The organism is Jiangella alkaliphila (assembly GCF_900105925.1).
Taxonomy (GTDB): Bacteria; Actinomycetota; Actinomycetes; order Jiangellales; family Jiangellaceae; genus Jiangella; species Jiangella alkaliphila.
The window spans coordinates 5,091,152-5,115,679 of sequence record NZ_LT629791.1 but is presented as its reverse complement, the minus strand read 5'-3'; the positions used below and the strand labels follow the sequence as shown (position 1 = coordinate 5,115,679).

At 72.4% G+C, this 24,528-nt stretch carries 26 protein-coding genes, 1 pseudogene and 1 riboswitch; of the genes and pseudogenes, 16 read left to right on the top strand and 11 right to left on the bottom strand.

The genetic code is table 11. The annotated features are described in order from the left end of the window. Positions 1–49: 49 nt before the first annotated feature. Positions 50–147, top strand: a riboswitch (glycine riboswitch). A gap of 76 nt (positions 148–223) precedes the next feature. The 4 genes from gcvP (at position 224) to BLV05_RS23440 (ending at position 5,755) form a co-directional block, all read left to right on the top strand. Further along, positions 224–3,088 carry an aminomethyl-transferring glycine dehydrogenase gene (gcvP, locus tag BLV05_RS23455; RefSeq protein ID WP_046770124.1) on the top strand — a complete coding sequence of 955 codons (2,865 nt, stop codon included), beginning with the start codon at positions 224–226 and terminating at the stop codon, positions 3,086–3,088. A 122-nt stretch (positions 3,089–3,210) separates the two neighbouring features. Next, positions 3,211–3,897 (top strand): DedA family protein, encoded by a 687-nt coding sequence (locus tag BLV05_RS23450; RefSeq protein ID WP_046770123.1) that lies wholly within the window; start codon positions 3,211–3,213, stop codon positions 3,895–3,897. 41 nt (positions 3,898–3,938) lie between these two features. Continuing rightward, positions 3,939–5,111 (top strand): sensor histidine kinase, encoded by a 1,173-nt coding sequence (locus tag BLV05_RS23445; protein ID WP_052762685.1) that lies wholly within the window; start codon positions 3,939–3,941, stop codon positions 5,109–5,111. Next, positions 5,102–5,755 carry a response regulator transcription factor gene (locus tag BLV05_RS23440; RefSeq protein WP_046770122.1) on the top strand — a complete coding sequence of 218 codons (654 nt, stop codon included), beginning with the start codon at positions 5,102–5,104 and terminating at the stop codon, positions 5,753–5,755. Before BLV05_RS23445 ends, BLV05_RS23440 begins: the two co-directional genes overlap by 10 nt. On the opposite strand, the gene BLV05_RS23435 is transcribed toward BLV05_RS23440, so the two are convergent. Then, positions 5,740–6,357: a DedA family protein gene (locus BLV05_RS23435; RefSeq protein ID WP_052762695.1), complete on the bottom strand. Its 618-nt coding sequence runs from the start codon at positions 6,355–6,357 to the stop codon at positions 5,740–5,742. The genes BLV05_RS23440 and BLV05_RS23435 overlap by 16 nt on opposite strands. 259 nt (positions 6,358–6,616) lie before the next feature. On the opposite strand from BLV05_RS23435, the gene BLV05_RS23430 reads away from it, so the two are divergent. From BLV05_RS23430 to BLV05_RS23415, 4 genes are all read left to right on the top strand, one after another. Beyond that, the gene (locus BLV05_RS23430; protein WP_152690862.1) at positions 6,617–7,414 is read left to right on the top strand and encodes a polysaccharide deacetylase family protein; all 798 of its coding nucleotides are present in this window, start codon (positions 6,617–6,619) and stop codon (positions 7,412–7,414) included. A gap of 78 nt (positions 7,415–7,492) precedes the next feature. Continuing rightward, positions 7,493–8,182, top strand: coding sequence for a hypothetical protein (locus BLV05_RS23425; RefSeq protein ID WP_052762684.1), 690 nt, complete (start codon positions 7,493–7,495; stop codon positions 8,180–8,182). Positions 8,183–8,192: 10 nt separating this feature from the next. Continuing rightward, positions 8,193–8,819, top strand: a complete 627-nt coding sequence (locus tag BLV05_RS23420) for a hypothetical protein (RefSeq protein WP_046770119.1) — start codon at positions 8,193–8,195, stop codon at positions 8,817–8,819. Positions 8,820–8,967: 148 nt separating this feature from the next. Next, positions 8,968–10,623 carry a calcineurin-like phosphoesterase C-terminal domain-containing protein gene (locus BLV05_RS23415; protein WP_046770118.1) on the top strand — a complete coding sequence of 552 codons (1,656 nt, stop codon included), beginning with the start codon at positions 8,968–8,970 and terminating at the stop codon, positions 10,621–10,623. A gap of 63 nt (positions 10,624–10,686) precedes the next feature. On the opposite strand, the gene BLV05_RS23410 is transcribed toward BLV05_RS23415, so the two are convergent. The 4 genes from BLV05_RS23410 to BLV05_RS23395 all read right to left on the bottom strand — a co-directional run bounded on the left by BLV05_RS23410 (position 10,687) and on the right by BLV05_RS23395 (position 14,380). Further along, entirely contained in the window at positions 10,687–12,066 is a 1,380-nt protein-coding gene (locus BLV05_RS23410; RefSeq protein WP_046770177.1) for a metallopeptidase TldD-related protein, read from the bottom strand. 8 nt (positions 12,067–12,074) lie between these two features. After that, the gene (locus BLV05_RS23405; protein WP_046770117.1) at positions 12,075–13,601 is read right to left on the bottom strand and encodes a TldD/PmbA family protein; all 1,527 of its coding nucleotides are present in this window, start codon (positions 13,599–13,601) and stop codon (positions 12,075–12,077) included. An 81-nt stretch (positions 13,602–13,682) separates the two neighbouring features. Continuing rightward, complete coding sequence (locus BLV05_RS23400; protein WP_046770116.1) at positions 13,683–14,096, bottom strand: type II toxin-antitoxin system VapC family toxin; 414 nt, start codon at positions 14,094–14,096, stop codon at positions 13,683–13,685. After that, positions 14,093–14,380: a type II toxin-antitoxin system Phd/YefM family antitoxin gene (locus BLV05_RS23395; protein ID WP_046770115.1), complete on the bottom strand. Its 288-nt coding sequence runs from the start codon at positions 14,378–14,380 to the stop codon at positions 14,093–14,095. Before BLV05_RS23395 ends, BLV05_RS23400 begins: the two co-directional genes overlap by 4 nt. A gap of 106 nt (positions 14,381–14,486) precedes the next feature. Here BLV05_RS23395 and aroC point away from each other — a divergent pair, with 106 nt between their 5' ends. Genes aroC through aroB form a run of 3 tightly spaced genes read left to right on the top strand, consistent with a single transcriptional unit; the run spans position 14,487 to position 17,264 of the window. Continuing rightward, positions 14,487–15,683, top strand: a complete 1,197-nt coding sequence (gene aroC / locus BLV05_RS23390) for a chorismate synthase (RefSeq protein ID WP_046770114.1) — start codon at positions 14,487–14,489, stop codon at positions 15,681–15,683. Beyond that, positions 15,683–16,183, top strand: a complete 501-nt coding sequence (locus BLV05_RS23385) for a shikimate kinase (protein WP_082155427.1) — start codon at positions 15,683–15,685, stop codon at positions 16,181–16,183. The genes aroC and BLV05_RS23385 overlap by 1 nt, the downstream gene beginning before the upstream one ends. Continuing rightward, entirely contained in the window at positions 16,173–17,264 is a 1,092-nt protein-coding gene (gene aroB / locus BLV05_RS23380) for a 3-dehydroquinate synthase (RefSeq protein ID WP_046770113.1), read from the top strand. Before BLV05_RS23385 ends, aroB begins: the two co-directional genes overlap by 11 nt. Here the strand turns inward: aroB and BLV05_RS23375 are convergent. Together BLV05_RS23375 and BLV05_RS23370 are read right to left on the bottom strand one after the other, a co-directional pair. Further along, the gene (locus tag BLV05_RS23375) at positions 17,261–17,767 is read right to left on the bottom strand and encodes a pyridoxamine 5'-phosphate oxidase family protein (protein ID WP_046770112.1); all 507 of its coding nucleotides are present in this window, start codon (positions 17,765–17,767) and stop codon (positions 17,261–17,263) included. The two genes, aroB and BLV05_RS23375, sit on opposite strands and share 4 nt — an antisense overlap. Positions 17,768–17,808: 41 nt before the next feature. Continuing rightward, on the bottom strand, positions 17,809–18,756 hold the full coding sequence (locus BLV05_RS23370; protein WP_052762683.1) for a type IV toxin-antitoxin system AbiEi family antitoxin domain-containing protein: 948 nt from the start codon (positions 18,754–18,756) through the stop codon (positions 17,809–17,811). 193 nt (positions 18,757–18,949) lie between these two features. On the opposite strand from BLV05_RS23370, the pseudogene BLV05_RS23365 reads away from it, so the two are divergent. Both BLV05_RS23365 and aroQ read left to right on the top strand, forming a co-directional pair. After that, positions 18,950–19,866: pseudogene (locus BLV05_RS23365) on the top strand (aldo/keto reductase). A gap of 21 nt (positions 19,867–19,887) precedes the next feature. Continuing rightward, on the top strand, positions 19,888–20,322 hold the full coding sequence (gene aroQ, locus BLV05_RS23360) for a type II 3-dehydroquinate dehydratase (RefSeq protein ID WP_046770111.1): 435 nt from the start codon (positions 19,888–19,890) through the stop codon (positions 20,320–20,322). A gap of 7 nt (positions 20,323–20,329) precedes the next feature. On the opposite strand, the gene BLV05_RS37115 is transcribed toward aroQ, so the two are convergent. From BLV05_RS37115 to BLV05_RS23340, 4 genes are read right to left on the bottom strand one after another with little or no spacing between them, the layout of a single operon-like run. Further along, the gene (locus BLV05_RS37115) at positions 20,330–20,995 is read right to left on the bottom strand and encodes a ribosomal protein L7/L12 (RefSeq protein WP_046770110.1); all 666 of its coding nucleotides are present in this window, start codon (positions 20,993–20,995) and stop codon (positions 20,330–20,332) included. Positions 20,996–21,011: 16 nt separating this feature from the next. Beyond that, entirely contained in the window at positions 21,012–21,458 is a 447-nt protein-coding gene (locus tag BLV05_RS23350; RefSeq protein WP_152690861.1) for a type II toxin-antitoxin system VapC family toxin, read from the bottom strand. Then, positions 21,455–21,760: a toxin-antitoxin system HicB family antitoxin gene (locus BLV05_RS23345; RefSeq protein ID WP_046770108.1), complete on the bottom strand. Its 306-nt coding sequence runs from the start codon at positions 21,758–21,760 to the stop codon at positions 21,455–21,457. Before BLV05_RS23345 ends, BLV05_RS23350 begins: the two co-directional genes overlap by 4 nt. A 40-nt stretch (positions 21,761–21,800) precedes the next feature. After that, positions 21,801–22,280: a hypothetical protein gene (locus tag BLV05_RS23340; RefSeq protein ID WP_046770107.1), complete on the bottom strand. Its 480-nt coding sequence runs from the start codon at positions 22,278–22,280 to the stop codon at positions 21,801–21,803. 99 nt (positions 22,281–22,379) lie between these two features. On the opposite strand from BLV05_RS23340, the gene BLV05_RS23335 reads away from it, so the two are divergent. Genes BLV05_RS23335 through nusB form a run of 3 tightly spaced genes read left to right on the top strand, consistent with a single transcriptional unit; the run spans position 22,380 to position 24,518 of the window. Beyond that, the gene (locus BLV05_RS23335) at positions 22,380–23,489 is read left to right on the top strand and encodes a M24 family metallopeptidase (RefSeq protein ID WP_046770106.1); all 1,110 of its coding nucleotides are present in this window, start codon (positions 22,380–22,382) and stop codon (positions 23,487–23,489) included. Between the two features lie 45 nt (positions 23,490–23,534). Next, positions 23,535–24,095 carry an elongation factor P gene (efp, locus tag BLV05_RS23330; protein WP_046770105.1) on the top strand — a complete coding sequence of 187 codons (561 nt, stop codon included), beginning with the start codon at positions 23,535–23,537 and terminating at the stop codon, positions 24,093–24,095. A 12-nt stretch (positions 24,096–24,107) separates the two neighbouring features. Beyond that, positions 24,108–24,518: a transcription antitermination factor NusB gene (gene nusB, locus BLV05_RS23325; RefSeq protein WP_046770104.1), complete on the top strand. Its 411-nt coding sequence runs from the start codon at positions 24,108–24,110 to the stop codon at positions 24,516–24,518. Positions 24,519–24,528: the final 10 nt, after the last annotated feature.

Sequence of the window (24,528 nt, the reverse complement as noted above, 5' to 3'; positions counted from 1 at the left end):
GTCCGCGTCGCCCGTCACGTCCGGCCGCGTTATGCTGACGGCGAGCTGTGGACTCTGACCGGGAGAGTTCTCGCATCCGCAGGGTGCGAGGCGCCGAAGGGGCAACATCCCCGCCAACCTCTCAGGCACACGGACCGGTCAGGCGAGGCCACTCTGAAGCCGTCCCTCGTGGGCGACGACAGAGGGGGAGCTGACTCGCCATACCGTCCGAGGAGCTCCGTCGATGTCCCAGCAGTTCCAGCCACTGTCGTCCGTGGCAAGTGAGGCACCCTTCGTCGCCCGGCACGTGGGGCCGCGCGACGAAGAGATCGCGAAGATGCTCGACGCCGTCGGGTACGAGACGCTCGACGCGCTGGTCGAGGCGGCCGTGCCCGACGCCATCCGCAACCTGGGCGCGCTCGACCTGCCGCCGGCCAGCACCGAGACCGAGGCGCTGGACGAGCTGCGGGCGCTGTCGCGGCGCAACCAGCGGCACACCCAGATGATCGGCCTCGGCTACTACGACACCGTGACGCCGCCGGTGGTCGTGCGCCGCGTGCTGGAGAGCCCGGCCTGGTACACCGCCTACACGCCGTACCAGCCGGAGATCTCGCAGGGCCGGCTCGAGGCGCTGCTGAACTTCCAGACCGTCGTGTCCGACCTCGCCGGGCTGCCGACCGCCAACGCCAGCCTGCTCGACGAGGCGACCGCCGCCGCTGAGGCCATGACGCTCATGCGCCGGTCGATCCGGGGGAGCACAGCGAACACCGTCGTCGTCGACGCGGACTGCCTGCCGCAGACGATCGCTGTCATCCAGACCCGGGCCGAACCGCTGGGCATCGACGTCGTCGTGGCCGACCTGGACGAGGGGTTGCCCGACGGCGAGCTGTTCGGCGTCGTCGTCCAGTACCCCGGCGCGTCCGGGCGGGTCCGCGACCTCGCACCGGTCGTCGAGGCCGCGCACGAGCGGGGCGCGCTCGTGACGGTGGCCGCCGACCTGCTCGGCCTGACGCTGCTGACGCCGCCCGGCGAGCTGGGCGCCGACGTGGTCGTCGGGACGTCGCAGCGGTTCGGGGTGCCGCTCGGGTACGGCGGGCCGCACGCCGGGTACATGGCCGTCCGGGCCGGCCTGGAGCGCGGGCTGCCCGGCCGGTTGGTCGGCGTCTCGAAGGATGCGACCGGCGCGCAGGCGTACCGGCTCGCGCTGCAGACCCGCGAGCAGCACATCCGCCGCGAGAAGGCGACGTCGAACATCTGCACCGCGCAGGTGCTGCTGGCCGTGGTCGCGTCGATGTACGCCGTCTGGCACGGCCCCGAGGGGCTGCGCGAGATCGCCTCGCGGGTGCACGGCCACGCGACGAGGCTCGCGGCGGCACTGCGGGCCGGCGGCGTCGAGGTCGTCCACGACGCGTTCTTCGACACCGTGCTGGCCCGGGTGCCGGGCCGCGCGGCCGCCGTCGTCGCCGACGCCGCCGAGCTGGGCGTCAACCTCGGCCTCGCCGGCATCGACGACGTCCGCATCGCCTGCGACGAGGTCACCACCGACGCCGACCTCACCCGGGTGCTGCGCGCGTTCGGCGTCGCCGGGACGGTCGTGGCCGCGCCCGTCGCGATCCCCGAGGGCCTGCGCCGGCACAGCCCGTATCTCACCCACCCGGTCTTCAACACGCACCGGTCCGAGACGTCGATGCTGCGCTACCTGCGCAAGCTCGCCGACAAGGACTACGCGCTGGACCGCGGCATGATCCCGCTCGGCTCGTGCACCATGAAGCTCAACGCGGCCACCGAGATGGAGCCGATCACCTGGCCCGGGTTCGCCGGCATCCACCCGTTCGCGCCGGTCGAGCAGGCCGACGGCTACCTCGCGCTGATCCGCCAGCTGGAGGGTTGGCTGGCGACCGTGACGGGGTACGACGCGGTGTCGATCCAGCCGAACGCCGGGTCGCAGGGCGAACTGGCCGGGCTGCTGGCCATTCGCGCGTTCCACCGCGACAACGGCGACGAGCAGCGCGACGTCTGCCTCATCCCGTCCAGCGCGCACGGCACCAACGCGGCGTCGGCGGTCATGGCCGGCATGCGGGTCGTGGTGGTCGCGGCGGCCGGCGACGGCACCGTCGACCTCGACGACCTGCGGGCGAAGCTCGACGAGCACGCCGGCCGGGTCGCCGCGATCATGGTCACCTACCCGTCGACGCACGGCGTCTACGAGGAGGGCATCACCGACCTCGCGACGCTGGTGCACGCCGCCGGCGGGCAGGTGTACGTCGACGGTGCCAACCTCAACGCGCTGGTCGGGCTGGCCAAGCCGGGCGAGTTCGGCGCCGACGTCAGCCACCTCAACCTGCACAAGACGTTCTGCATCCCGCACGGCGGCGGCGGTCCCGGCGTCGGCCCGATCGGCGTGCGGTCGCACCTGGCGCCGTTCCTGCCGAACCACCCGCTGCTCCCCGAGGCCGGGCCGTCGACCGGCGTCGGTCCGATCGCGGCGGCGCCGTTCGGGTCCGCATCGATCCTGCCGATCCCGTGGGCGTACATCCGGATGATGGGCCCGGCCGGGCTGAAGCTGGCCACCCAGACCGCCGTGCTGAACGCCAACTACATGGCCGTGCGGCTGCGCGACCACTTCCCGGTCCTCTACACCGGCCGGGGCGGGCTGGTGGCGCACGAGTGCATCGTCGACCTGCGGCCGCTGACGAAGGCGACCGGCATCTCTGTCGACGACGTCGCCAAGCGGCTGATCGACTACGGCTTCCACGCGCCGACGATGTCGTTCCCCGTCGCCGGGACGCTGATGATCGAGCCGACCGAGTCCGAGGACAAGACCGAGCTGGACCGGTTCTGCGACGCGATGATCGCGATCCGCGCCGAGGCCGACCGCGTCGCCGCCGGTGACTGGCCTGCCGACGACAACCCGCTGGTCAACGCGCCGCACACCGCGTCGTCCGTCGTCGCGGAGTGGTCGCACCCTTACGACCGCGAGACCGCCGTGTACCCGTCGCCGGCCAGCCGCGACGACAAGTACTGGCCGCCGGTCGGGCGCATCGACGGTGCGTACGGCGACCGCCACCTGGTCTGCTCGTGCCCGTCGCCGGAGGCGTTCCAGGACTGACGCTCAGGGTGCACCCCCGACGAAAGTCGGGGGTGCGACTCCGACTGAGGTCGCATGTGCGCGGCGGGTGACGCCGCGTAGGGTCGGAGGTGACGAGTCGGCCGAGCAGAGAACACGGGGAAATGAACGACGCGATCATCGACTTCGCCCGCGATGTCATGGGCTCCCCATGGGTCTACGCCGTCATCTTCGGTGTCGCGCTGCTCGACGGGTTCTTCCCGGCCGTGCCGAGCGAGACCCTGGTCATCACCGGCGGGGTGTTCGCGGCCGCCGATGGCGTGCCGAACCTGTGGTTCGTCATCCTGGCCGGCGCGGCGGGCGCGTTCGTCGGCGACCACGTCTCCTACTTCATCGGCCGCACCGCGGGCTCCAGGGTGAAACACCGCATCGAGGGCGGTAAGAAGTCCGGCGCGATGTTCGCCTGGGCCGAACGCCAGCTCAACGAGCGCGGCGGCGTCATCCTCATCATCGCGCGCTACATCCCCGGCGGGCGCACCGCGGTCACGCTCACCTGCGGGACGGTCGGCTACCCGCTGCGCAAGTTCTCCCTCTTCGACGCCATCGCGGCGCTGTCGTGGGGCGTCTACTCCGGCATGATCGGCTACGTCGGCGGGCACGCGTTCGAGGACAACCCGCTGCTGGGCCTCGGCGTCGGCCTGGGCATCGCGCTGACCATCACCGGCCTGGTCGAGCTGATCCGCCACCGCATCGCCGTGCGCAACCGGCGCCGCGAAGAGGAGGCCGGGACGCCCGAGTCCGCGGCCGGCGCGGAGGGGTCACCGGACGAGAAGCCGCAGGAGCTGGTCTGACGACCGCCGCCGCGCCGCCGCCGGCCTGGGTCCGCGGCGTCGTGGACGTGGCGTGGCGGCGCACCGCCGGGCTCTGCCTCGGCGCGGTGTCGGCCTTCGTGTCGCTCGGACTCCTGCTGCTCACCGGCCTGGCGCTGCTGCCGGTCGCCGCGGTCCCGGCGGCCCGCGACCGGGTGCTGAAGGCGGCCGGGCGGCCGGCCGACACGCTGGTGCGGTGGGAGCGGCGGCGGCTGCGGCAGTGGCTGGCGACGCCGACGCCCGCGCCCGCGCTGTCGCCGGGTGGGACGACGGCCGGTGCGTCGCGCCGGGCGCTCGGCTATCTCGCCGCCCGCACGGTGGCCGGGCTGCTGGGCGCGGCGATCCTGCTGCTGGTCGTCTGGGGGATCGTCACGGTCGCGGTGACGACGCGGATGTGGCTGGTCGGCTCACCGGACGACGCCAACGGCGAGCCGGTCACCGGGCTGACCATGCTGTCGCTGGTCCTGCCCGGCGCCGTGCTGCTGTACATCGCGGTCCAGGGGCTAGCCGGTGTGGTCGGGCTGGAACGGCGGGCGGCGCGGCGGTTCCTCGGGCCGACTGAGGCCGAGCTGCTGCGCCGTCGCATCGACGAACTGGCCGAGTCGCGGGCCGGCGCCGTGGCCGCCGTCGACGCCGAGCGACGGCGCATCGAGCGCGACCTGCACGACGGCGTCCAGCAGCGGCTGGTCGCGCTCGGCCTGCTGCTGGGGCGGGCGCGGCGGGCGGCGGAGCGCGACCGGCCCGCCGCCGACGAGCTGCTGCGGGCGGCGCACGAGGAGTCGCAGCGGGTGCTGGCCGACCTGCGTGCCGTCGCCTGGCGGGTGTACCCGGCGGCGCTGGACACGCTCGGGCTCGAGGAGGCGCTGACGGCGGTCGCGGAGGGCGCCGGCGCCAAGCTGTCCTACGCGGCCGGGTCGCCGCCGGAGCCGGTCGCGACCGCCGTCTACTTCGTGGTCGCCGAGGCCGCCACCAACGCCGTCAAGCACGCCGGTGCGTCGTCGCTGCACATCGACGTGTGGCGGGCCGGCCCGGCGGTGCGGGTGCGGGTGACCGACGACGGCGCGGGCGGCGCCGATCCGGACGGCGGCGGGCTGGCCGGGCTGCGCCGCCGGGTCGCCGCGCTGGACGGCCGGTTCGCCGTCGAGTCGCCGCCCGGCCGCGGGACCGTCGTCGAGGCGGAGCTGTCGTGCGCGTGATGCTGGCCGAGGACTCCGTGCTGCTGCGCGAGGGCCTGGCGAAGCTGCTGCGCGACGAGGGCCACGACGTCGTCGCCTCGGTGGGCGACGCCGACGCGCTGCTGGCCGCGGTCGCCGCGGTCGCCGCCGACCCGCCGGACGTCGTGGTCGCCGACGTCCGGATGCCGCCGTCGCACACCGACGAAGGACTGCGGGCGGCGCTGCGGATCAAGGCCGACCGGCCCGGCGTCGGGATCCTGGTGCTGTCGCAGTACGTCGAGAAGCGCTACGCCGCCGAACTGTTCCAGACGCACACCGACGGCGTCGGCTACCTGCTCAAGGACCGCGTCGCGCACGTCGGCGACTTCCTCGACGCACTGGACCGGGTCGCCGCCGGGGGAGCGGCCTACGACGCCGAGGTGGTCCGTCAGCTGATCGCCCGGACCAGCCACAGCGACCCGCTGCAGGCCCTCACTCGGCGCGAGCGCGACGTGCTGGAGCTGATGGCGCAGGGCCACACGAACGCCGCCGTCGCCGGCCGGCTGCACGTGTCGCGCAGCGCCGTCGAGAAGCACGCGAACGCGATCTTCGAGAAGCTCGAGCTGACCGGCGACGGCGGCTACAGCCGCCGGGTGCTGGCGGTGCTGCGCTACCTCGGTTCCTGACGGCGCACCCGGTGCCGGGCCCGCTCGCGGTCGCGCCGGTTGGACCGGACGCGCAGCACCACGAACGCCGCCACCGCGATGACCACGGCCGCGATGACCGCGTACTGCAGGATGCCGATGTAGCCCTCGACGGCGTCCCAGTTCTGCCCCAGCTGGTAGCCGAGCAGGATGAACACGCTGTTCCAGATAGCGCTGCCGAGCCCGGTGAAGAGCAGGAAGACCGGCAGCGACATGCGTTCGACGCCGGCCGGGATGGAGATGAAGCTGCGGAAGATCGGGATCATCCGGCCGAAGAAGATGGTCTTGACGCCGTGCTTGGCGAACCACCCCTCCGCCTTGTCGACGTCGCTCATCTTGACCAGCGGCAGCGCCGCCAGGATGGTCCGGGTGCGGTCGCGCCCCACCGCCGCGCCGACGGCGTACCAGATCAGCGCGCCGACCACCGAGCCGATCGTGGTCCAGATGATCGCCGCCGCCAGGTTCATGTCGCCGCGGCTGGCGGTGAACCCCGCCAGCGGCAGGATCACCTCGCTGGGCAGCGGCGGGAACAGGTTCTCGGCGGCGATGGCGAGGCCGGCGCCGACCGCGCCCATGGTGTCCATGAGGTCGACGGCCCAGCCGGCCAGGCCGGTCAGCTCGGTTTCCGGGGAGAGGCGGATGTTCACGACTCGACCGTACGGGATCGGGGTGGACGGGCGCGATGAAGGTCACCGCCGGATCACCCTGTGGTTCTCCGCAGGATGGGCGGTCTGTGATGGAAAGCGCATTCGGCGCGCCTCATCGGGTCTGCGGCACTGCGCCGGTACCGTCGCACCTGCCGGGTTCTGACGGATTCGTCCTGAGTGAGGCGGGGTGGTGCCGGTGTCCAGACAGCTCCGTGCTGCCCTCATGCTGTGCCTGATCGTCGGCGTCATCGTCGGCGCCGCCCGCAGCGAGCCGCCCGGCAGCACGTCCGCCGCCGCCGAGACCACCCAGCAGGTGTCGCCCAAGGTGCCGGAGCGGCTGTTGTCGCTGGTGCCGGCCACGACGGACGGGAAGGCCCCCGTCGCCGAGGTCGACGACGCCGGCACCCGCCGCCTCAACGGCCGCGACGGCCCCACCGTCGCCCTCACCTTCGACGACGGGCCGCACCCTGAGCAGACGCCGCAGGTGCTGCGGATCCTCCGCGAGTACGACATCACCGCGACGTTCTGCGTGGTCGGCGAGATGGCGCGGCTCTACCCGAAACTCGTCCGCGAGATCGCCGACGACGGCCACCGGCTCTGCGACCACACCATCACCCACGACACCTCGCTGCCCGACAAGCCCGACGACGTCATCGAGGACGAGATCGGCGGCACGCTGGACGCCATCGAGGACGCCGTGCGCGGTGTGGACGTGCCGTTCTTCCGCGCGCCTGGCGGCAACTTCGCCGCCAACGTCAACGACGTCGCCGCCGAGCACGACCAGGTGCCGCTCGGCTGGAGCGTCGACCCCGGCGACTGGCGCAAGCCCGGCGCCCGCGCCATCCACGACTACGTCGCCGAGCACGTCCATCCCGGCGCGATCGTCCTCCTCCACGACGGCGGCGGCGACCGCGCCGGCACCGTCGAGGCGCTGCCGGCGATCATCGAGACGCTGCTCGCCGCCGGCTACGAGTTCGTCCTTCCCCGGGCATGACCTGCTGCGCCGACCGGCTGATCCTATTGCCGCACCGACCAGCGTGATCACTGACGGTCATATGGCACCCTTACGCCCATGCGACGCGTCTTCCGGGCGATCGGCCAGGGCCTCTGGGTGCTCATGCCGGTCTACTCCATCGGCATCCTCGGTTGGCTGCCCGCGGGGCAGGCGTGGTGGCGCACCAGGTCGTCCGGCTGGCTCGCGGCGACCGTGCTGCTCGCCGCGGGCGGGGTGGGCGTGCTGCTGCGGTATGCGCTGGGCTCGGACAACGACGTGTTCGTCATGATCTTCCTCGCGACGGCCGTTGCGGGTGTGGCCACCGCACTGAAGGCCCGCCCGGTCGTCTTCGCGCGGCGCGAGGAGACCGTCGAGCTGCCCCCGTACGAGCCGGACTCCGCCGCCGTCCCGGCCGCCGAGGACCACCCGGCTGTGCGCGAGGTCCTCGCCGGCCGGGAACGGCGGCGGCAGGCGCGCGAGATCGTCGCCCGCGACCCGGCCATGGCGCTCGAGCTGAGCATCGGCCGGCCCGACGCGCGGCGCAGCTACGACGACGGCGGGCTGGTCGACCTCAACAACGCCGGCGCCGACGGGCTGGCGACGGCGCTGGGCTGGCCGATCGAGACGGCCGAGGCGTTCGTCGTCGCGCGGGACCTGCGCGGCGGGTACGCGTCGCTGGACGAGGTCGCCGCGCTGTCGGGTCTGGAGACGGCGCTGCTGGACCGCGATGCCGAGCGCATCGTCCTCCTCCCGCACCGCACGACGTGAGAGGCCGCGCATGACGACGACGAACGAGAGCCGGTTCGAGCGCTGGCGCCGGACGGCTGTGGCGGCGGCCGCGTCGGCCGGCGAGGCGCGCGCGACCGTGGTCCGCGAGCTGGCCGCGGCGCTCGCCGTCCTGGTCCGCCGGGTGCGGATCCCGCTGCTGGTCGCCGGCGTGCTGCCGCTGCCGCCGGCGCTGCTGCTGGTGTTGGAGGGGCTTGCCGCCGACAGCGGCCGCCCCTTCTTCCTGGCCGTCGCGGCGGCCGGTGCGGCGCTCGGGCTGCTCTTGCTGTGGCGCCGGCGCCGGCTGGTCCGCGCCGTCGACCCGGTCGACGAGCTGGCCGCCGAGCTGGCCGAGGCCTACGACGTCGCCGGCGCGTGGGCGCGGGCGAACGACGCGCTCGAGCAGGTGCGGTCGGCCGGGCCGGGGCTGCGTGGCGCCGGGCGGGCGGCGCGTGGTGTCTGGGCCGGCGTCCAGCTGACGAAGGACCTGTTCGACCGGTTCTCCGACCTGCCGCGGGTCGCGCCCTTCCTTCCGGTGTCGCTGCAGTTCACCGGCTATCTGTGTCTCGCGTCGGTCGTCGCCGCCGGGGTGCTGGGCGGCTTCGCGGTGGCCGGGCTCGGCGTCGTCCTGCTGACATAACTCTTCTGCCGTTGTGTGTGGGTTTGTCACCTTGCGTTGGGGTGACGCCGACAGGGTGAGGTTCGCAACTCCGTGCCCCCACCCTGACCGGAGGACTTCCATGGCGAGACGCAAACGCTGGCTCGTTGGTACCGGTATCGCGGCAACGGTGACCGGCCTGGGCGCGACCGGCTTCGGCCTGGCCGGCGCCGAGACCGCACCGGAGACCGAGACCGCCACCGGCGTCGTCTACGACGACCGCAACCGCAACGGCCAGCGCGACGGCGGCGAGGCCGGCGTGGCGGACGTGTCGGTGTCGAACGGGCGCGACGTCGTGCGCACCGACGCCGACGGCCGCTACAGCCTGCAGGTCGACGACGAGACCGTCATCTTCGTCAGCAAGCCGGCCGGCTGGATGGTGCCGGTGAACGACGTCCAGCTGCCGCAGTTCTATTACAACCACTACCCGAACGGCAGCCCGTACGAACTGCGCTACGGCGGCGTCGAGCCGACCGGCCCGCTGCCGGCGTCCGTCGACTTCCCGATGTACCAGGACGACTCGGTCGACGAGACGTTCTCGGCGCTGGCCTTCGCCGACCCGCAGACGTCCAACACCGGGCAGATCGACACGATGGCGATCGACGTCATCGCCGGGATCGTCGGGAACACCGACGCCCGGTTCGGCGTCACCGTCGGCGACGTCGTCAACGACCCGCTGGACCTGTTCGCGCCGCACAACCAGGCGGTGTCGGCGATCGGCATCCCGTGGTGGAACACGCCCGGCAACCACGACCAGGACTACGACGCGCCGACCGACGCGAACGCCACCGACACCTACAAGGAGACGTTCGGGCCGACGGACTACTCGTTCGACTACGGCCAGGTGCACTTCGTACTGATGGACAACGTCAAGCACGAGGGCCCGGACCACGGCTACATCGGCTACCTCAACGACGAGCAGCTGCAGTGGCTGGAGAACGACCTGCGCCACGTGCCGGCCGACAAGCTGATCGTCATCGGGACGCACATCCCGCTGGCCACCGACGCCACCACGTCCGACGGCGTCAACACCACGAACCTGACCGACCTATTCGCGATCCTCGAGGACCGCGAGCACGTCTACACGATCTCCGGCCACGACACCAGCAACAGCTGGCAGATGTACATGGGCGAGGAGCACGGCTGGTTCGGCCCGAAGGACTTCCACCACCAGGTGCTCGCCGAGGTGCGCGGCAGCGGCTGGAACACCGGCCCGCGCGACTCGCGCGGCATCCAGGCGGCGGACATGTCCGACGGCAACCCGAACGGCCACTACGAGCTGTTCTTCGACGGCAACGAGTACACGGCCCAGTTCAAGCCGGCCAGCCTGCCGGAGGAGTACCAGATCAGGCTCACCTTCGACGGCGGCTGGGGCGACGAGGTGCGCATCCCGACCGGCGTCAGCGGGGTGGACGGCTTCGCCGCCGGCACCGTGCGGTTCAACGCCCGCGACTGGATCGGCACCGGCGTCCAGCGCCCGACCGTGACGGCGAACGTGTTCGACGGCGGCTCGCGGCACACCGTCGAGGTCAGCGTCGACGGCGGCCCGTTCCTTCCGATGACGCATCTGTCGCCGCAGAACGACCCGTACATCTCCGTGCTGCGCTCGACGCTGACCGGCAGCCTGCGCCCGGCCGCGCCCGAGCCGTCGTCGCACCTGTGGTCGTACGAGCTGCCCCGCGGCCTGCGGCACGGCGAGCACACCGTCACCGTCCGCAGCACCGACCCGTACGGCCAGGTCTCCACCACCGACGACACCATCACCGTCGCCGGCGGCCGCCCGTAGCTCTCGGTTCATGGTTGGCGGTTTGGTGGTGCTCTGGCACCACCAAACCGCCAACCACCGGGTCTACGAGGCCTGCGAGACCGATGACATGTTGAAGTCGGGGACGCGCAGCGCCGGCATCGCCGTGCGCGGGAAGTAGTCGCCCCACTCGCGGCTGAACGTCGGCACCGTCGCGCCGGCCGCGGTGAAGCGGTCCAGCAGCGCGATCGGGCTCTCGTTGAACCGGTAGTTGTTCACCGCGCCGGTGACCTCGCCGTTCTCGACCAGGTAGACGCCGTCGCGGGTGAGGCCGGTGAGCAGCAGCGTCTGCGGGTCGACGGCGCGGATGTACCAGAGGCAGGTGAGCAGCAGGCCGCGCTCGACCCCGGCCGCCAGTTCCTCGACGCCGCCGGTGGCGCCGTCGACCGTGAGGCCGAGGTTGTCGACCGCGGGGGTGACGGGCAGCCCGGTCAGGCCGGCCGAGTGGCGGCTCTGCAGCAGCGCCCGCAGCGTGCCGTCCTCGATCCACGAGGTCGGCGCGACCGGCAGGCCGTTGTCGAACACGCTGGACTCCGCCGACGAGGCGTGCGCGTACACCGCCGGCGCGCACTCCAGTCCAGGCGCGGCGGGATCGGACCACAGCGACACCGGGTGCTTCGAGAGCCGCTCGCCGACCCGGGTCGCGCCGCCCGGCGCGGAGTACACCGAGCGCCCGTCGGCGGCGTCGCGGCCGCTCATCGTCCAGTAGGCGTAGATCATCAGGTCGGCGACGGCGGTCGGCGGCAGCACGGTGTCGTACCGGCCGGCCGGCAGCTCGACGGTGCGTTGCGCCCAGCCCAGCCGCTTCGTCAGCTCCGCGTCGAGCGCGGTGACGTCGACATCGGTGAGGTCGCGCGAGGACTGCCCGACCCAGGCCGAGCGGGTCTTGTCGGCGGACTTGCCGGTGATGCCGATGTGCCCGGTCGGCTGCTCGTGCCGCGCCCGCAACCCGGTCGACGACCCGAGGTACGTCGTGCGGACGCCGTGCTCGAGGTAGCCGTACAGCAGCCGCCGCTCGTCGTCGGCGCGGCTGAACGCGTCGCCGAGGGCGGGCGCGATGTGCGCGAACACGTCGGGGGACGTCTCGCCGGGCGCGTCGCTCCAGCCGGGGCGGGCGTCGCCGGGGACCAGTGGCTGCGCGTCCTCGGCCGGGCCGTTGTCGCGGGCGGCCTGCTCGGCGGCGCGGACCAGCGGCTCCAGGCCTTCGGGCGTGACGGCGCTGCGGGCGACCACGCCGGACGCGGTGCCGCTGGCGCCGTCGACCGTCGCGATCACCGTCACCGACCGGCCGCGGGTGACGCCGTTGGTCGTCAGCGCGTTGGTCGCCCAGCGCAGGTTCGCCGTGGACGCCTCGTCGACCAGCACGAGCGTGCCGCTCGCCTTGGACAGCTCCAGGCAGCGCTCGACGATCTCCTGCGGCGTCATGGTGCCACTCACTGGCCACCCTCCTCGGCGGTGTTGAGGACGCGGATATCGCGGAACAGCGCCGACGGGGCACCGTGCGACACCGGCGCGATCTGCCCCGGCTGGGCCTTGCCGCAGTTGAACGCGCCGCCCAGCACGTACGTCTGCGGGCCGCCGACCGCGGCCATCGAGCCCCAGAAGTCGGTCGTGGTGGCCTGGTACGCGACGTCGTTGAGCTGGCCGTCCAGCTCGCCGCCGCGGATGCGGTAGAACCGCTGGCCGGTGAACTGGAAGTTGTAGCGCTGCATGTCGATCGACCACGACTTGTCGCCGACGACGTAGATGCCGTCGTCGACCTGCGAGATCAGCTCCGCGGTCGACGGGCCGCCGTCGGCCGGCTGCAGCGAGACGTTGGCCATGCGCTGCACAGGGACGTGGCCGGAGGAGTCGGCGAACGCGCAGCCGTTGGAGCGGCTGGTGCCGAGCGCGCTGGCGTTGGCCGCGGCCATCGCGCGGTCGAGCTGGTAGCCGACCAGCGTGCCGCCGCTGACGATGTCCCACCGCTGCGCCTCGACGCCCTCGTCGTCGTACCCGATGGTCGACAAGCCGTGCGGCGTGGTGCGGTCGCCGGTGACGTGCATGACGGGGGAGCCGTAGCGCAGCGTCCACAGCTGGTCGAGGGTGGCGAACGAGGTGCCGGCGTAGTTGGCCTCGTAGCCGAGCGCGCGGTCCAGCTCGGTGGCGTGGCCGATGGACTCGTGGATCGTCAGCCACAGGTTCGTCGGGTCGATGACGAGGTCGTAGCGGCCGGCCTGGATGCTCGGCGCGGCGAACTTCTCCGCCAGCAGCGGCCCCAGCTCGTCCAGCGCCGCGCCCCAGTCGACGACGCCGTCGGCGCCGGTGGCGTACTCCCAGCCGCGGCCGGCCGGGGCGGCGAGCGTGCGCATGGTCTCGAACCGCCCGGTCTGGGGGTCGACCTTCACCGCCTCGAAGGACGGGTGCAGCCGGACCCGCTGCTGGGTGGTGACGGTGCCGCGGGTGTCGGCGTAGAACTTGTTCTCCTGCACCTGCTGCAGCTGAGCGGTGACGTGATGGACGTCGGGCTGCGCGAGGACCCGCACGGAGTGGCCGACCATGCGGTCGATCTTCTCTGTGTCGGGGACGTCGAACGGGTTGACCTCGTAGGCCGACACCCAGGTGACGTCGGGGTGCACCGGCTCGTCGGCCAGCTCGACGCGGGCCGGGCTCAGACGCTTGGACACCTTGGCGAGGTCGACCGCCTTCTCGGCCGTCTTCGCGGCGTCGTCCGTCGTGAGGTCGACGGTGGCGGCGAACCCCCACGTGCCCTCGTGCAGGACGCGCACCGCGAACCCCACGTCCTCGCCGTCGCGGCTGCCCTCGAGCTTGCCGTCGCGGAAGGAGAGATCCTGGGAGCGGATGCGCTCGAGCCGGAAGTCGGCGTGCTCGACCCCCAGGTCCCGGGCCCGCTGCAACGCGGCGTCGGCCAAGGAGCGCATCGGCAGGGCGATGAAGGCTGGATCGATCTCATGCGGCACCCTGCCGAGCCTAGACCAGCGGTCCGACGACGGTTCACCGCACTACGGCCGTAGCGCTCGTGGGCGCCGGCCGGGGTGGGTTCAGCCGGCGAACGGATCGAGGAGGGTCACACCCGTCCGGGCGAAGTCGCGCACGTTGCGGGTCACCAGCGTCAGGCCGCGCCTCAGCGCTGTGGCTGCGATGAGCCCATCGACGACGGGGATCGGCTGGTGCTGGGGGAACCGGCCCCAGATCTCGGCGGTGACGGTGTCGACCGGGAGTATGCGGTCGGCGAACTGGTGGGCGATGGTGTCGAGCCAATCGGCCAGCCGCTGCGCCTGCGCGTGGTCGTCGCGTGCCTGTAGTCGCCCGACGCCGCGGCGCAGCTCGCCGATGGTCAGGCTGCTGACATAGAGGCGGCTGGTCGGTGCGTCGTTCCACCACTCGAGCACGCGGTGGTGCGGGCGGGGGCGGCGGACCTCGGACACGACGTTGGTGTCGAGGAGGTAGGTCACTCGCGACCCACGAGGTCGATGTCGCGCGGAAGGTCGTGCGCGCGCTCGGCGACGATCTCGTCGAGCACGTCGGAGAACTCGTCCGACCCCGATCCGTGGGTGAGCGCGTGCTTGAAGTCGGGTGCGAGCTCGACGCGCAGGAGCTCGCGGTAGCGAATGATGTCGATCACGACGGCCAGCTCCTCTCCGTGCTTGGTCACGATCTGCGGCCCCTCCTCGGTCGCCTTGCGCAACAGCTCGCTCAGCCGCTGCTTGGCGTCTTGGACCGGCCAGGTGGATTCCATCTAGACAGTCTAGACGGAATCGTCGCTGTCGGCAATCGGCGCCCACTGACGCCGACCTGTGGACTGCGGTCGGGGTGCGCGGCGGAGAGCGTGGGAGAATTCGAGCATGCTCAGATGGCTGACAGCGGGGGAGTCGCACGGGCCGGCCCTGGTCGCGATCCTCGAGGGACTTCCGGCCGGGGTCGAGGTCACGACCGCCGACATCGACGCGGCGCTGGCGCGGCGGCGGCTCGGGTACGGCCGCGGTGCCCGGATGAAGTTCGAGGCCGACGAGGTCACGCTCGTCGGCGGGGTGCGGCACGGCACGTCGCTCGGCAGCCCCGTCGCCATCCAGGTGGGCAACACCGAGTGGCCCAAGTGGGAGCAGGTCATGGCCGCCGACCCGGTCGACCAGGAGGTCCTGGACGGCCTCGCGCGCAACGCCCCGCTGACCCGTCCCCGCCCCGGCCACGCCGACCTCGCGGGCATGCAGAAGTACGGCTTCGGCGAGGCCCGCCCGGTGCTCGAGCGGGCCAGCGCCCGCGAGACGGCCGCCCGGGTGGCGCTCGGCGCGGTCGCGTCGGCGTTCCTGCGGCAGGCGTACGGCGTCCGGCTGGTCAGCCACACAGTCGGGCTGGGTACGGTCGCGGTGCCGGCCGGCTCGCCGCTGCCCGGCCCCGACGACGTCGAGTACCTCGACGCCGACCCGCTGCGCTGCTTCGACGCCGACACCAGCAAGCTCATGGTCGCTGAGGTCGACGTCGCGCATGACGAGGGCGACACGCTCGGCGGGGTCGTCGAGGTGGTCGTCACCGGCCTGCCGCCCGGCGTGGGCAGTTACGTGCACGGCGACCGCAAGCTCGACGCCCGGCTGGCCGGCGCGCTTATGGGCATCCAGGCCATCAAGGGCGTCGCGGTCGGCGACGGCTTCGAGCTGGCCCGCACCCGCGGCTCGCAGGCGCAGGACGAGATCGTGCCGGTCGACGGCGGCGGGGTGCGGCGGACGTCGGGCCGGTCCGGCGGCATCGAGGGTGGCATGACCACCGGCGAGACGCTGCGGGTCCGGGCCGCGATGAAGCCGATCTCGACCGTCCCGCGGGCGCTGCGCACCGTCGACACCGCTACTGGCGAGGTCGCCAAGGCGCACCACCAGCGCTCCGACGTGTGCGCGGTCCCGGCGGCCGGCGTCGTCGCCGAGGCCATGGTCGCGCTGGTCGTGGCCGAGCTGGCGCTGGAGAAGTTCGGCGGCGACTCCGTCGCCGAGACCGCCCGCAACCTGGCCGCCTACCTCGACGCCATCCCGGCGGGGCTGGCGGTGCGCTGATGGCGCCGCGCGTCGTCGTCATCGGCCCGCCCGGCGCCGGCAAGACCACCGTCGGCACGCTGGTCGCGCAGCGGCTGGGCGCGACCTTCCGCGACACCGACACCGACATCGAGCGCACCGCGGGCAAGCCGATCACCGACATCTTCGTCGAGGACGGCGAGCCGGCGTTCCGCGCGCTGGAACGCGCCGCGGTGGCGACGGCGCTGGACGAGCACGACGGCGTCCTCGCACTCGGCGGCGGGGCGGTCGTCGGGGCCGAGCACCGCGCGCTGCTCGCCGGGCACGTCGTCGTCTTCCTCGACGTCGGCCTGGCCGACGCGGTCTCGCGGGTCGGGCTGAACCGGGACCGGCCGCTGCTGCTGGAGAGCCCGCGGGCCCAGCTCAAGCGGCTGCTCGACGACCGCCGCCCGGTCTACGTCGAGGCCGCCACGGTCACCGTCGACACCGCCGGCCGCACCCCCGAGGACATCGCCGACGAGGTCGTCAAGCATGTCCACTGACGCCGCCACGCCGACCCGGGTCCACGTCGGCGGCGAGCACCCCTACGACGTCGTGGTGGGCAGCGGGCTGCTGGGCGAGCTGCCCGGGCTGCTCGGCGACGGCGTCCGGCGCATCGCCGTCATCCACCCCGGCGCGCTGCGGACGACCGCCGACACCGTCCGCGACGACCTCGTGGCGCAGGGCTTCGAGGCGCACGCCGTCGAGGTCCCCGACGCCGAGGAGGCCAAGACCGCGGAGGTCGCCGCGTACTGCTGGTCGGTGCTCGGCCGCATCGGCATGACCCGCTCCGACGCCGTCGTCGGCATCGGCGGGGGAGCGACCACCGACCTCGCCGGGTTCGTGGCGGCGTCGTGGCTGCGGGGCGTGAAGTGGGTGCCGATCCCGACGACGGTGCTCGGCATGGTCGACGCCGCGGTGGGCGGGAAGACCGGCATCAACACCGCCGAGGGCAAGAACCTGGTCGGTGCGTTCCACCCGCCGGCCGGCGTGCTCTGCGACCTCGCCGCCCTGTCGTCGCTGCCGCCGAACGAGTATGTCGCCGGCCTCGCCGAGGTGATCAAGGCCGGCTTCATCGCCGACCCGTCGATCCTCGACATCATCGAGGCCGACCCCGCTGGCGCCGCCCGGCCCGACGGCCCGTACGTGCGTGACCTCGTGGTGCGGTCGGTGCAGGTGAAGGCCGACGTCGTGGGCGCGGACCTGCGCGAGTCAGGGCTGCGCGAGATCCTCAACTACGGGCACACGCTCGGCCACGCCATCGAGAAGCTCGAACGGTACAAGTGGCGCCACGGCGCCGCGATCTCCGTCGGCATGGTCTTCGCCGCCGAACTCGGCCGTCTTGCCGGCCGCCTCGACGACGACACCGCCGACCGGCACCGCCGCATCCTCGAGACCCTCGGCCTGCCCACCAGCTACGACGGCCAGGCCTGGCCCCGGCTGCTCGACACCATGCGCATCGACAAGAAGACCCGCGGCGACCGGCTGCGGTTCGTCGTACTCGACGCGCTGGGCAAGCCCGGCATCCTCGAGGCCCCCGACCCGCAGCTCCTGACGGCCGCCTTCACCGAGGTCGCCCGCTAGCCGAACCGCCATCGGGTCGGGTTGTAGTCGTCGTCGGCGCCCGACCCGTAGCCGAACCCCGTGGACGGGGTCAGCGCGTACACGTTGAACGGGCCTGGTCCGGCGGTGGGCGCGCCCTCGGCGTGGAAGACGCCGTCGCGGATGTCGACCGGCCAGTCGTACTGGTCGAGGTAGCGCGCGGCCACAGCCTGCAGCACGGGTTCGTCGCGCACGGGCGCCGCCAGGCCCTCGACGGCGATGTCGATGCCGCCGGCGGTGACGGCGACGACGCAGCGCGGGTCGGCCGCCAGGTTGCGCCCGGCCACGCTGCCCGGCCACGCGGCGAAGTGGAACCCGCCGTCGACGACCACGCCCAGGATCGGGACGACGTGCGGCCGCCCGTCGGGGCGCACCGTCGACAGCCAGTACGTGTCGGCCGCGGCCAGCGCCGCCACCGCGTCGGCCCACGGCGTGGTGGCCGAGCCGTCGGTCAGCATCGAACTGGTCTCCGGTTCATCGCTCATGCGGCCATCGTGGCACCCACCACCGACAACGCCGCCGAACCTCACCGGACCAGCATCGGCACGCCATACATCTCGTGTGCCCGGCGTGACCGCTCGGCCAGCCGGGCGACAACGGCATCCGGGTCGCGGTGGATCTCGGCGCCGGTCCAGCGGGTGACGACGAAGCCGAGGTCCTCGAGGCGCTCCTGCCGCAGTTTCTCCTTCCACAGCACGGTCTCGGCCGTGCTCCACGGATCGTCGTATTTCACCCGGCCGTCCGCCTCGCCCAGCAGCCGGTGCCGGCGCCAGGCGAAGTCGGCCCGCACGCCGCCGCGACGCTCCGCGGAGAGCCAGGCGTTGCACTCGGGGAGCGCGAGCCCACGCCGCACGAACACCGCGTACGACACCGACTCGACCGGCGACTCGCGCAGCCCCGACGCGTGCTCTGCCACCAGCCGCGCAGCCGACACGCCAGGCCAGCCGGCGAGGTCGGCGACGGTCGCGGCGAGCTGCGCCGGCGTGGCGAGGTCGCGGCGCAGCGCTGCATCGCCGACGACGAGACCGGCGGCCACCCCGTCGGTGCGGGCGATGTCGAGCACGTTGCGGGCCACCGTCAGGACCGGCAGCCCGAACACCGTCGTCCGGTGGGCCGGTGGAACGGCCGCCGTCCGGAACCGGACGCCCGGATACGACGGCCGCCCCGCAGCCCGGACCGGCCGCGTCAGCGTGACGACCTCGTCCCAGCCGGACGGGAGGGGCAGTTGCTGCAGTGCCGCACCGGAGTAGTGGCTGACCCACGCGCCGCCGAGCGACATCAGCACCGCGCGGATCTCCAGTTCGTGCCGCAGCCGCTGGTCGGCGCCCATCCGCTCCCACACGTCGCGCGAGCAGTAGACGCCGTGGCGCACCACGATCAAGCGGCCCTGCCGCACCTGATGACGGATGGCGCTCTCGGTGAGCCCGGCGGCCAGCGCGCCGGAGTACGTGAACAGCGGCGGCAGGTCGACCATGACGCGTCCTCTCATTCGCCTGCCGGGCGCCTCATTGTCGCTCTTCGGCGAGGCCGGCCGCGCCTTGGCACGGCCGGCCATCCTCTTGGCACGGCTGGACGTCGCTGCGACGTCCGATATGCGCGGTTCGCGGCGACGGTCAGCCTTGCCAAGGCGGACGGCGGGCGACGGCGGCCCCGCTAGGCTCGGCCGGGTGAAGTACATCGACATCGGCGGATCCGGGCTGATCGGCTCGGCCGTCACGCTCGGCTGCATGCGCATCGACCAGCTGTCCGAGGACGAGGTCGCGGGGCTGATCGGCGCGGCCGCCGACGCCGGCATCACGATGTTCGACCATGCCGACATCTACGGCGGCGGACGGTGCGAGGAGGTCTTCGGAGCCGCGCTGGCCCGGACCTCCACCCGGCGCGAGGACATCGTCGTCCAGACGAAGTGCGGCATCCGCGACGGGTTCTTCGACTTCTCCGCCGAGCACATCCGCACCTCCGTCGAGGGGTCGCTGCGCCGGCTGCGCACCGACTACGTCGACCTGCTGCTCCTGCACCGGCCGGACACCCTGATGGAGCCGGACGAGGTCGCGGCGGCCTTCGACGAGCTGGTGACGGCGGGCAAGGTGCGCCACGTCGGGGTCAGCAACCAGAACCCGGCTCAGCTGGAGCTGCTGAAGGCGCACGTGCGGCAGCCGCTGATCGCCAACCAGCTGCAGTTCGGCCTCGCCCACACCCCGCTGATCGACTCCGGCCTCAACGTCAACACCGGTTCGACGGCGGCGTGGACCGCGACGGCGGCGCGCTGGAGTACTGCCGGCGGCACGGCATCACCATCCAGCCGTGGTCGGTCCTGCAGCACGGCCACATCGCCGGGACGTTCCTGACGAACCCGAACTTCCAGGAGCTGAACGATGCGCTCGCGGCCGTCGGCGCCGAGACCGGCACCACGCCGGGCACCGTCGCCGTCGCCTGGATCCTGCGCCACCCGGCCCGCATGCAGCCGGTCGTCGGGACGACGAAGCCGGCCCGCGTCGCCGAGCTGGCCCGCGCGGCCGACCTCGAGCTGAGCCGCGAGACCTGGTACGCGCTCTACCGGGCGGCCGGCAACCGGCTCCCGTGAGGCAGCGATAAGGTCGGGCCCGTGACGACGCGCGTACTGGTGCTCAACGGTCCCAACCTCGGCCGGCTGGGGTCGCGCGAGCCGGACGTCTACGGCAGTACGACCTTCGCCGGCCTGGTCGAGCGGTGCCACAAGACCGCCGCCGAGCTCGGCCTCGACGCCGATGTGCGGCAGACCGACGACGAAGCGGAGCTGGTGCACTGGCTGCACGAGGCCGCCGACGCCGGCACGCCGGTCGTGCTCAACCCGGCCGCGTTCACGCACTACTCCTACGCGCTGCGCGACGCGTGCGCCCAGCTGGGCGCGCCGCTGATCGAGGTGCACATCTCCAACCCGGCCGCGCGCGAGGAGTTCCGGCACACCAGCGTCGTCGCCGGGGTCGCCACCGGCACGGTCGCCGGGTTCGGGCTGGGCTCGTACGACCTCGCACTGCGGGCCGTCGCCGGCCTCGTCTGACGGCAGATCAGAGCCGGTCGACGATCGCCTTGGCCCTCCTGAGGTCGAGGTCGGGTGCGTTCTCGATCAGCAGCTTGATCGCCTGGATCTTCTTGCCGTCGGCCACCAGCGCCTGAACGCGCGCCATCACCTCGTCGGTCGGGTCCGCGGCGGCCGGCGACGGGACGTCGAGCGCGGCGACGACCCCGGACTCCTCCATGCGGTCGACGGTGTCCTTGGCCTGCTTGAGCCCGAGGCCGGTGTGCTCGCGCAGCTCCTTGATCGCGTGGATCTTCTTACCCTGGGCGATCAGCTGCTGGATGCGCGCCATCGCCTCGGGCGTGATCGTCTCGGGGGACCGCCGCACCGGCGCGACCGCCTGCGTGCTCGCCCCGGCGGCCAGCCGGTCGACGTACTCCTTGGCGTCCTTGAGCCCGAAGCCGGTGTGCTCGCGGACCAGCTTGACGGCATGGATGAGCTTGCCCTCCGCGAGCAGGGCGCCGACGGCGTCGTCGAGCGATTGGCGGTCGACGACGGGCGGCGGCGGCGCGGCGGGCACGCGGGTCACGTCACTCCCGCCGCTCACCGACGGCGTCCCGCGGACCGCGTCGGCCCGTCCGCGCAGGATGACGATGCCGAAACCGAGCACCAGCGCGGCCCCGAACGCGATGACGACGATCAGCCAGAAATCCACGCGACGACCGTACCGGTCAGACGGCCACGAACCCCAGATCGGCGGCCGCCGCGCGCTGTGCGTCGTCGTGCGAGGCGAACCCGACCCGCTCGCCGGAGCGGGCCAGCGGCCGCGCGGCGAGGTCGGCGATGGCCAGGTGCAGGGCGTCGACGGCGCGGATGCCGAACCGGCGCACCAGCACCCGCGCGGTGTTCTCGGTGTCGAGGGTGTCGGCCCGGATCAGCGCGACCGGTCCCGTGGGCGAGACGTCCTCGTAGAGCTTGGCCAGTAGCGTGTCGACGTCGCCGACGTGGCGGGTGCGCGCCGCCCGGACCAGCGCAGACGACGCCTCCAGCAGCGCCAGCGTGGACGTCACCAGCAGCGAGCGGCCCTCGATCAGCCCGCGCGCGACGGCGTGCCGCGGCTCGTCGGCGAGGTAGGAGCGCACCAGCACCGACGAGTCGACGTAGGTGAGCATGCTCATCGGCCGTCGGCCCACAGCTCGTCGACGACCGGGCCGGCGCCCTCGGTGGCCTTGAGCGCGCGGGTGAACTGGGCGGGCGGGACGGACGGCGCCGGGTTCTCGACCAGGATGCCGAGGTCGCGGGCCTTCTCGCGCAGCTCCAGACGCCGCACGTCGATGTCGTCGTCGGACGGGGGAGGCGGCGGCGCGGCGGCGGAGAGCACCTTGTTGGCCAGCGCGTTGATGGAGACGCCCTCGCGCTGCGCACGCGCGGACAGCCGCCGGTGGAGGTCTTCGGGGATCCGCAGCAGCAACTGGCGCATGCCGCGATGCTATCACCGGTACCAGCGGTGATATCAAGTGTTACAGAGCGTCGAGGAACCGCCGGGCGTCGCGGGTGTTCATGCCGGTGCGGTCTCGGAGCAGCTTGATGGCGGCCGTGCGGCGCAGGCGGTCCTGGCTGACCAGCCGGCGCAGCGTCGCCAGCAGCTCGGCGTCGATGGCGCCGCGGCGGCGGGACGGGCTCGCGGGTGCGGTGCTGGCCGGCTCGGGCTCAGGGAACACCTGTCCCACCTGGACCGCGTAGACGATGGCGGTAGCCTGCGGTAGTGGAAGGCTGGCCCGTTTGTGCAGGATTTTCACGGCTTGGTCGGTATTGCCGCGCGATGCGACGTCTCGGACCTCGTCCTGCAACTCGCGGGGGAGCCGCACGCCGGGCGGCGGTGTCAAGGACGAAGAGAAGGTGCGCGCGGTGGTTGTCTCGGGCCCACGCCGAATGACGAGAAAGCTCATGACGAGGGCCAGAATGACGATGACTACCAGGCCTAGGATGAGCATGATCATGAGAGTAGTCGAGCCGTGATCAACTGCGAAGCACCCGTCTCAATTATTGAAATGCGACGACGTCTACACAGGTCAGTACGGATGGAGAGGGCATAAACGATGGCGGAGACCCACGCGAGGCGACGCGCCGGACTGGCTCGGAGGCTGGTTGATGACAAGATTGACGCGGCGCTAGTCACAAGCCTGGTCAACGTCCGTTATCTCACCGGCCTCGACAGCAGTAACGCGGCATTGCTCCTGACCTCGGACGGTTCGGCCGTGCTTGCGACGGATAGCCGCTATTCTACGGCGGCGAAGGCCGTGGCAGAAGATGTCGAGCTGGTCGTAGAGCGGGGTGTCGCGACGTCCCTCGCCACCCGTGCGGCGAAGGCCGGGGGGAGTCTACGGCTGGGCGTCGAGGAGCACGCCGTCACCCTGGAGATGTGGGAGGCGGTCCAGACCGCGCTCGAGGCCGAGCCGGCCACGGTCGAGACCGTCCACCTGGGCCGCGCGGTCGAGCAGCTGCGCGCCGTCAAGGACGAGGACGAGCTCGGCCTGCTGGCCGAGGCGTGTGCCATCTCGTGCCGGGCGCTGGACGACCTCTACGCCGCGGGCGGGTTCGCCGGGCGGACGGAGAAGGAGATCGCCCGCGACCTCGAGTGGCGGATGTTCGGCCACGGCGCCGACGCCATCGCCTTCGAGACCATCGTCGCGGCCGGCTCGAACAGCGCCATCCCGCACCACAGCCCGACCGAGCGCGTGGTCGAGCGCGGCGACCTGCTGAAGATCGACTTCGGCGCCGCCTACCGCGGCTACCACGCCGACTGCACCCGTACGTCCGTCGTCGGGACGCAGCCGCAGGACTGGCAGCGCGAGATCTACGACCTCGTCGCCGCCGCCCAGCGGGCCGGCACCGAGGCCGTCATCGTCGGCGCCGAGTGCATCTCCGTCGACAACGCCAGCCGCGCGGTCATCGACGACGCCGGCTACAAGGAGAACTTCGGGCACGGGACGGGGCACGGCGTGGGCCTGGAGGTCCACGAGGCGCCGACGCTCGGATACTCCGCGACGGGTACACTGGCCGATCGCATGGCTGTGACCGTCGAGCCCGGGATCTACCTGCCCGGCCGCGGCGGCGTCCGCATCGAGGACACGCTGGCGGTTCGGGCCTCCGGTGGTTCCGAGCTGCTCACACCCACCACCAAGGACCTGCTGGTCCTGGACGCCTGACGCGGCCGGGACCCGTAACCAAGACGACAGAAGGCATCGAACGACGTGGCGACGACCAACGACCTCAAGAACGGCATCGTGCTCAACCTCGACGGGCAACTGTGGAGCGTGGTGGAGTTCCAGCACGTCAAGCCCGGCAAGGGCGGGGCTTTCGTGCGGACGAAGCTGAAGAACGTCCTGTCCGGCAAGGTGGTCGACAAGACGTTCAACGCGGGCGTCAAGGTCGAGACCGCCAACGTCGACCGCCGCGAGATGACCTACCTGTACCGCGACGCCGACGACTTCGTGTTCATGGACACCCAGAGCTACGAGCAGACGCACGTCTCGACCGGCGTGGTCGGTGGCGCCGCGAACTTCATGCTGGAGAACCAGGACGCCACCGTCGGCCTGCACGACGGCACCCCGCTGTTCGTCGAGCTGCCCGCGTCGGTCGTGCTCACCATCGAGTACACCGAGCCGGGCCTGCAGGGCGACCGGTCCACCGGCGGCAACAAGCCGGCCCGGCTCGAGACCGGCTACGAGGTGCAGGTGCCGCTGTTCATCACCAGTGGCGAGAAGGTCAAGGTCGACACCCGCGACGGTTCCTACCTCGGCCGCGCCGGCTGACGGGCGCGGGTTATGCCAGCGAGGAGCCGTGCCCGCAAGCGTGCGCTCGACATCCTGTACGAGTCCGAGCTGCGCGGGCTCACGCTCGGCGCCACGCTGGCGCACCGTCTCGCCACCGCCGAACAGCCGCTGAACGAGTACACCGTCCAGCTGGTCGAGGGCGTTATCGCGCACCGTGACCGCATCGACGAGCTGATCTCGACCTACTCCGAGGGCTGGACGCTGGAGCGCATGCCGGCGGTCGACCGCAACGTGCTGCGCATCGGCGTCTACGAGGTGCTGTACCGCGACGACGTCCCCGACCCGGTGGCGCTGGACGAGGCCGTCACCCTGGCCCGCGACCTGTCGACCGACCAGTCGCCGACGTTCGTCAACGGCCTGCTCGGCCGGCTGGTCGCCATCAAGCCCAGCCTCAGCGCCTGAGTCGTTACCG